The sequence below is a fragment of the Autumnicola aciditolerans genome (assembly GCF_041679265.1).
Classification (GTDB): domain Bacteria; phylum Bacteroidota; class Bacteroidia; order Flavobacteriales; family Flavobacteriaceae; genus Autumnicola.
This window is the reverse complement of record NZ_JBGFSM010000020.1, coordinates 1-7,312: the sequence shown is the minus strand read 5'-3', so window position 1 is coordinate 7,312 and position 7,312 is coordinate 1. Positions and strand designations below refer to the sequence as shown.

The 7,312-nt window shown below is 37.5% G+C and carries 7 protein-coding genes; 5 read left to right on the top strand and 2 right to left on the bottom strand.

The window, feature by feature from the left end; all coding sequences use genetic code 11:
• A partial coding sequence (locus AB8M93_RS17005; RefSeq protein WP_373059912.1) for a putative quinol monooxygenase occupies positions 1–288 on the bottom strand: 288 nt, incomplete at its 3' end.
• A complete protein-coding gene (locus tag AB8M93_RS17000; protein WP_373059910.1) occupies positions 289–1,122 on the bottom strand; it encodes an SAM hydrolase/SAM-dependent halogenase family protein in 834 nt (277 codons plus the stop codon).
• A gap of 231 nt (positions 1,123–1,353) precedes the next feature.
• Here AB8M93_RS17000 and AB8M93_RS16995 point away from each other — a divergent pair, with 231 nt between their 5' ends.
• The 5 genes from AB8M93_RS16995 to AB8M93_RS16975 all read left to right on the top strand — a co-directional run bounded on the left by AB8M93_RS16995 (position 1,354) and on the right by AB8M93_RS16975 (position 7,228).
• The gene (locus tag AB8M93_RS16995; protein ID WP_373059908.1) at positions 1,354–2,307 is read left to right on the top strand and encodes a PhoH family protein; all 954 of its coding nucleotides are present in this window, start codon (positions 1,354–1,356) and stop codon (positions 2,305–2,307) included.
• A gap of 81 nt (positions 2,308–2,388) precedes the next feature.
• Positions 2,389–3,336: a phosphoribosylaminoimidazolesuccinocarboxamide synthase gene (locus AB8M93_RS16990; protein WP_373059906.1), complete on the top strand. Its 948-nt coding sequence runs from the start codon at positions 2,389–2,391 to the stop codon at positions 3,334–3,336.
• 221 nt (positions 3,337–3,557) lie between these two features.
• A complete protein-coding gene (gene acs, locus AB8M93_RS16985) occupies positions 3,558–5,465 on the top strand; it encodes an acetate--CoA ligase (RefSeq protein ID WP_373059904.1) in 1,908 nt (635 codons plus the stop codon).
• Between the two features lie 306 nt (positions 5,466–5,771).
• A complete protein-coding gene (locus AB8M93_RS16980) occupies positions 5,772–6,449 on the top strand; it encodes a hypothetical protein (protein ID WP_373059902.1) in 678 nt (225 codons plus the stop codon).
• 536 nt (positions 6,450–6,985) lie between these two features.
• Positions 6,986–7,228: a hypothetical protein gene (locus tag AB8M93_RS16975; RefSeq protein WP_373059900.1), complete on the top strand. Its 243-nt coding sequence runs from the start codon at positions 6,986–6,988 to the stop codon at positions 7,226–7,228.
• Positions 7,229–7,312 lie beyond the last annotated feature (84 nt).

Genomic DNA, 7,312 nt, shown 5'->3' with positions numbered 1-7,312 from the left:
ACTCACTACTTTATCAACGCTCCAGGCTTCGGGTTTTTCGTTGAACAAAACTTTTGTTTTTGCCCACACGCTTTTGAACAGTTCGGAGTGCCGGTAATTTTCCAGTGCGGCTTCGTCTTTCCAATAACTATACGTAAAAAACTGGTTGGTATTGTCCTTTCCCCGGTATAATTCTAAAAATTCACAGCCTTCAAATCTGCGGATCTTCAGTTTATTTTCTTCAAAATTTTTCAGAAAAGTAGGTATATGTTGGGGTGTAAAGCCCATCTTCACAATTCTTACCAGCATTTATTCAAATTTTATGGTTACCGTATCCAAAAGATCAAGGCCAAACAGGGTAGAGGCACTGCCTACCGTGTAAGGGTTACTTTTATAAATGGCCAGTTCTATATACCCGGCAGAATTGAAAATAGCAAGTTTTTTGCCATCTTCCTCTCCGCGCTTGTCTTTTTCAATTTTAAAATTGATGGCATCGCTGTAATTTTCAAAAATTTCAGGAAAACTTACCATTCTCGCGCTAAGAGTAAATTCCCTGCCTTTACCCACATTTTCAAACATTTTGCGGGAAATATTGGTCACTACATTTCCATAGTTATCAATGTAGAGCACGTGCCCAATAATTTGATTTTTTTCAGTATTTACAAGCGGTTCAAACTGTTTAAGGTATTTAATTTCACTAATGTTTTTCCCAATTACTTCCAGCGTTCCGCCGCGGGCAAGGTGGCAGGCAACTTTAACAAAAACATCCAAAACCGGAAAATTGGTATCTATTTTATCATGGATGTTTATTTCCACAATTTTCCCGGGTTTTATTTCTGAAGCCAGCAGGGAAAGAATGCCATTATTGGCGCAAATAAAATAATGCTCGTCAAGGTATACGGCAAGGTGTTTATTTTCAGGCGTTAATTCAGAATCTATACCAATTATATGAATACTGCCTTTTGGAAAACTTTTGTAAGCATTTTTAATAATGTAGGCCGCCTCGCTAATATGAAAAGGGGAAACCGAATGCGAAATATCAACAATTTTAACTTCATCTAATTCACTGTGAATAGCTCCTTTAACCGCTCCTGCAAAGTAATCTTTCTCTCCAAAATCTGTAGTTAAAGTGATGATGGCCATAGAGTATTGTTAATATATTTTTTATGTTGTAACGGGTTTTTTTACCTAAGTTTGTATAGCAGGCGAAGATAATTTTATTTTAAGAAATCAGTTGGATATTGACCAAAAATAAAACATCTTTAACAAGTGAAATCTTCAGGGAAAAAATGATTCTGAAGACCTAAAAAGAATAACATATCAAATTAACTTTTCAAAATAGTATACCTCATATTAACCTAAAATAACAGGCTTTTGAACGAACTTGTAATAGAACTTTCGGAAATTAATCCACGGGAATTTTTTGGTCAGCAAAACGAACATATAGAACTTCTTAAGAAGTACTTCCCCAAGTTAAAAATCGTTGCAAGAGGCAGTAAAATAAAGGTTTTTGGAGATGAGGAAATGCTGGAGGAATTCGACAGGCGTTTCACCATGTTAATGGATCACTTCGGAAAATTCAATAAACTTGATGAAAATGTAATTGAAAGGGTGCTTACCAGTAACAGCCGTGAAGAGTATACCACCTCTGAAGCCAGCGGGGAAGTATTGGTGCATGGCGTTAGCGGGAAGCTAATTCGCGCACAAACTGCCAACCAGCGAAAACTGGTAGAGCTTACACGAAAAAATGATATGGTTTTTGCCATTGGGCCGGCGGGAACAGGAAAGACCTATACCGGCGTCGCCCTTGCCGTAAAAGCGCTTAAGGAAAAGCAGGTTAAGAGAATTATACTTACCCGGCCTGCGGTAGAGGCAGGGGAGAACCTGGGTTTTTTACCTGGTGACCTTAAGGAAAAACTCGATCCTTACATGCAGCCGCTTTATGATGGCCTTCGGGATATGATCCCACATGAAAAACTGGAAACCTTTATTGAGAAAGGGGTGATTCAAATTGCTCCGCTTGCCTTCATGCGGGGGAGAACCCTGGATAATGCGTTTGTAATTCTTGATGAAGCCCAGAATACCACCCATGCCCAAATGAAAATGTTCCTTACAAGGATGGGAAAAAATGCTAAATTCATGATTACGGGTGATCCTGGACAAATAGATTTGCCACGAAGGGTAATTTCAGGATTAAAAGAAGCTTTGCTGGTGCTTAAAGATGTGAAAGGAATCGGTATTATTTACCTGGATGATAAGGATGTAATTAGACACCGACTGGTGAAAAAGGTGATTTCAGCATACAAGGAAATTGAACATACCGAATAATTAGATATTTTAATTTCTTTTAGATCCGTATCCTCACCAAAATACAAAGTATATAACTTACGAATTACCAGAATTTCAGAAATGAACAATACCATTACAGAAACCAATTTTAATTTTCCGGGACAAAAATCTGTTTATAAAGGGAAGGTGCGCGATGTTTATGCTTTAGAAGATAAACGGCTGGTAATGATTGCCAGCGACAGGCTTTCGGCTTTTGATGTGGTAATGCCAAAGGGAATTCCTTTTAAAGGGCAAATCCTTAACCAGATTGCTACAAAAATGATGAAGGATACAGAAGACCTGGTGCCTAACTGGCTGGAAGCCACACCAGATCCAAACGTTGCGATAGGGAAAACCTGTGAGCCTTTTCAGGTGGAAATGGTTATTCGTGGATATTTGTCTGGCCATGCCGCCCGGGAATATAAAGCGGGAAAAAGGGAATTGTGCGGAGTAACCATGCCGGAAGGCCTGAAGGAAAACGATAAGTTTCCTTCCCCAATTATTACTCCGGCCACAAAGGCAGCGCAGGGAGATCATGATGAGGATATTTCGCGGGAAAATATTCTGAAAAGAGAAATTGTTTCTGAAGAAGATTATGGCATTCTTGAAGACTATACCCGCAAATTATTTCAAAGGGGTACTGAAATAGCTGCAAAAAGGGGCCTGATTTCAGTAGACACCAAATATGAATTTGGTAAAACCGAGGATGGAAAAATTGTACTGATTGACGAAATCCATACCCCCGATTCTTCCCGTTATTTTTATGCGGAAGGTTACCAGGAGCGCCAGGAAAAAGGAGAACCTCAAAAGCAACTCTCTAAAGAATTTGTAAGGCAGTGGCTTATACAAAATAATTTTCAGGGTTTGGAAGGGCAGCAGGTTCCTGAAATGAGTGAGGACTATATCGCTTCAGTTTCAGAAAGATATATTGAGCTTTATGAAAACATTACCGGAGAGAAATTTGTAAAAGCCGATGTTTCTAATATTCAGAAGAGAATAGAAGAAAACGTACTACAATATTTAAAGTAATTTCTGATTACATCGATTACATTTTAAGATCATAAGGCGGTATGAGTTTTATACCGCTTTTTTTATGCGGTAAAATTGGGTTAAATCCATGAGCCAGGCTTGAAATTTGGTGAATTTTCTATAGCTTTATGTTTGTAATAGAATTTCGGCAGGATTGTGAATTTTTCCAACCTTCTTTTCTTCCGAAGCAATTATTAATTCAAACCAACTTTTCTTGATATATGAGTAATTACAGCATTAAAAATTTAGAAGAATATTTTCAGGTATATCGTAAATCTGTAAGAGAGCCCGAGAATTTTTGGGAAGAAGTGGCTGAAGAGCATTTCACCTGGAGGAAAAAATGGGATAATGTGCTGAGTTGGGATTTCAGCAAACCTGAAATAAAATGGTTTGAAAACGCGAAATTAAATATTACCGAGAATTGCATTGACCGCCACCTGCTTACCCGGGGAGATAAAACGGCGATTATCTGGGAACCCAACAGCCCCGATGAAAAGGCACAGCATATTACTTATAAAGAGCTCCATAAAAAAGTAAATAAGTTTGCGAATGTTTTAAAAGAAAATGGAATTGAGAAAGGGGACCGGGTCTGTATTTACCTGCCTATGATTCCTGAACTTTCTGTGGCAATGTTGGCTTGTGCTAAAATTGGAGCAATTCATTCGGTTGTTTTTGCGGGTTTTTCGGCGAGTGCTCTGGCTACCCGAACAAATGATGCCGACTGTAAAATGCTTATTACTTCTGATGGTTCCTTCCGTGGAGATAAAACTATAGATCTTAAAGGGATCGTGGACAAAGCTTTAGAAGATTGTCCAAACGTGGAGACCGTTCTTGTTGCAAAACGAATAAAATCGGATATTCAAATGAAAGAGGGCCGCGATAAGTGGTTGCAGCCTCTGCTGGATAATGCCTCAGACGAGTGTGAACCGGAAATCATGGATGCGGAAGATCCGCTTTTTATCCTTTATACTTCAGGTTCTACGGGGACGCCAAAAGGAATGTTGCATACCACCGCGGGTTATATGGTTTATACCGCATATACCTTTAAAAACATTTTTCAGTATAAAGAAAATGATGTGTACTGGTGTACGGCAGATATTGGTTGGATTACCGGGCATTCTTATATTTTGTACGGGCCCCTGGCAAATGGAGCAACCACACTTATGTTTGAGGGTATTCCTTCCTATCCCGATTTTGGTCGTTTTTGGGAAGTGGTTGAAAAACATAAAGTGAACCAATTTTATACCGCTCCTACTGCAATAAGGTCTCTGGCGAAAAGAAAACTTGAATTTGTAGAAAAACATGACCTTTCTTCTTTAAAAGTTTTAGGCTCTGTAGGAGAACCTATTAATGAAGAAGCCTGGCACTGGTATAATGACAATATTGGGAAAAATAAGAGTCCTATCGTGGATACCTGGTGGCAAACCGAGACCGGCGGAATTATGATTTCTCCAATTCCTTATGTCACCCCTTCCAAACCAACCTATGCCACTTTACCGTTTCCCGGGATTCAGCCGGCACTTATGGATGAAGAAGGTAAGGAGCTTAAAGGAAATCAGGTTGATGGGCGGCTATGTATTAAATTTCCGTGGCCTTCCATGGCACGAACCATTTACGGTAACCACCAGCGCTATAAGGAAACTTATTTTTCGGCTTACGAAAATAAATATTTTACCGGCGATGGAGCGCTGCGTGATGAAGTAGGCTATTATCGTATCACCGGTAGGGTAGACGATGTAATTATTGTTTCCGGCCATAACCTGGGAACTGCGCCTATAGAAGATGCTATTAATGAGCATCCAGCGGTTGCGGAATCTGCGATTGTTGGTTTCCCGCACGAAGTAAAAGGAAATGCTTTATACGGATTTGTTATTCTGAAGGAAACCGGGGAATCCCGTAACCAGGATAACCTACGGAAAGAGATCAATCAGCAAATTGCAGATAAAATAGGACCCATTGCCAAACCTGAAAAAATACAGTTTGTGAGCGGACTTCCAAAAACCAGGAGCGGTAAAATTATGAGAAGGATTCTAAGAAAAATCGCTTCTAAGGATACGTCTAATTTAGGCGATACTTCTACATTATTAAATCCGGAAGTGGTGGATGAAATAATAGAGAATAAATTGTAGGTGTTCAGATATCTCTTGAAGATAAGAATAGACAATGGCGTTTTGTTTTTTTACATAGAGTTTAAATTCTGGAAATCCTTTCTCAAAACCTTGTAAAAAAAGAGCTATGAAAGTAAACTTTTTGGGTTTAAAGATTTTATATCAATACCAGAGGGAAACGTATTAATAAAATAAGCCTAATTTTTGGTAATCAAGTTAAAGAGCAGGAAATAAATATTTCTTTAGGATAATTATTAAACCTGGTTTAACAAAATAATATCTTGGGGCTTGTCTCGGATATTATTCACTATATTTATAAAAATTATAATGATGAAGAAGTTAGTAGTGTTATTTATTCTGATGAGTTGTGGTGCTTTTGCTCAAAATCCTATTCAGGATTACGTAGGTATAAGAGATCAATTAAAATTATTAAATACAGATAGTGGATACAATTCCAAATTAGCAGGTTCTCCTTATTTAGAAGAATCTTTTCAGCCTGGCCAGATTGTGCTGGATAAAGACAAAACCCAGAGGGCCTACTTTAGATATAATGCTGTAAAAGATATTGTTGAAATAAAAGCAGATAAGAATCAAGATAAAGTATTTACCTTACCAAGAAATAGTGAATATGCTTTTAGACTTAATAATTACACGTATGTTGTTGGAAATGTAAAAACCCGTGAAGGAGATTTCTTAAGGGGTTATTTAATGCAGTATTTTAAGGGGGAGAATGTGACATTAATTGCTAAACCTAGCGCGGAAGTTATACCAGCGAAAACAGCAGAAACCAGTTATGGTAAATCAGAACCTGCTACTCTGAAGGTAGATGTTAATTATTTTATTAAAGTGGATGGAGATAATTTTCAAGAAGTAAAACTTAAGGAAAGACACTTTCGTAAAATTCTTTCTACAAATCAAATTATGGAAGATTATTTTGCAGAACATAAAGTAAGAACTATAGAAGATGTTATTGCTATGCTGCAATTCTATGAAGTGCATGCTTAATAGAGAATGTATTATATTAAGAAACTCATTTTATCTCCCGAGTGTCGTTGTCTAACTTGCATGTTCGATAATATAATCTGCAGAGGTCAAATACTATATAGGTATTCAGAAGTAAAACAATTTTAATATATTGAAGACAGAAAAATATATTGTAGGGACATCTTAGTGTTTTTTTTTTGATTTTAACAATCAAAAAGATACTTATTTACAACCTATATAACCTTTAGGCCTGCTTTAGGGACGGCCTCCTGTATTGCATTGGAGATTTTCCAGGATCCTTGTTGTAGCCAGGGTCACTGGGATATGTCTTTCAATCCCTAGGCAGCCCCTGATTCTTCTTACGAGATAGTGCGCCTTGCCACTACCAGAGTTTTCTTCTAATCGAATTACTATTTTCTGGCGATAGCGCCATCCATTGTTTTCGTTGTTGTTCGTGCTCGTTCACCTTGCCATTATTTCACAAATATATATATATTGAAAAATTATTAACTCTCTTTTATAAAGGCAAAAAATCTAAATTTATTGGGATTCCGGCAGTGGATATAATACCTGCACAAAAGGCAAGAACAGGATATGACAGGGACAAGCCGGCAGATATAAATGTTGAAATGGAATGTTATTTAAGCCTGGATAATAATTTTTATAAAAGAACCAGATTGAAGGAAAAAGATCTTGAAGATTTTTTCGATTCTTCTCACATGAAAGCCTATTTCAAAGAGCATAAAATTAAAGATGAAAAGGGAGTTGTGGAAATGTTACGATATTATGAATCTCTTTAATTTCCAAAAGACACTATCCCGTAAAGTGTGTAAGTTTTAAATAAAGGGGTTTGGCTTTATTACTTAAAGTCGAACCCTTTCTTC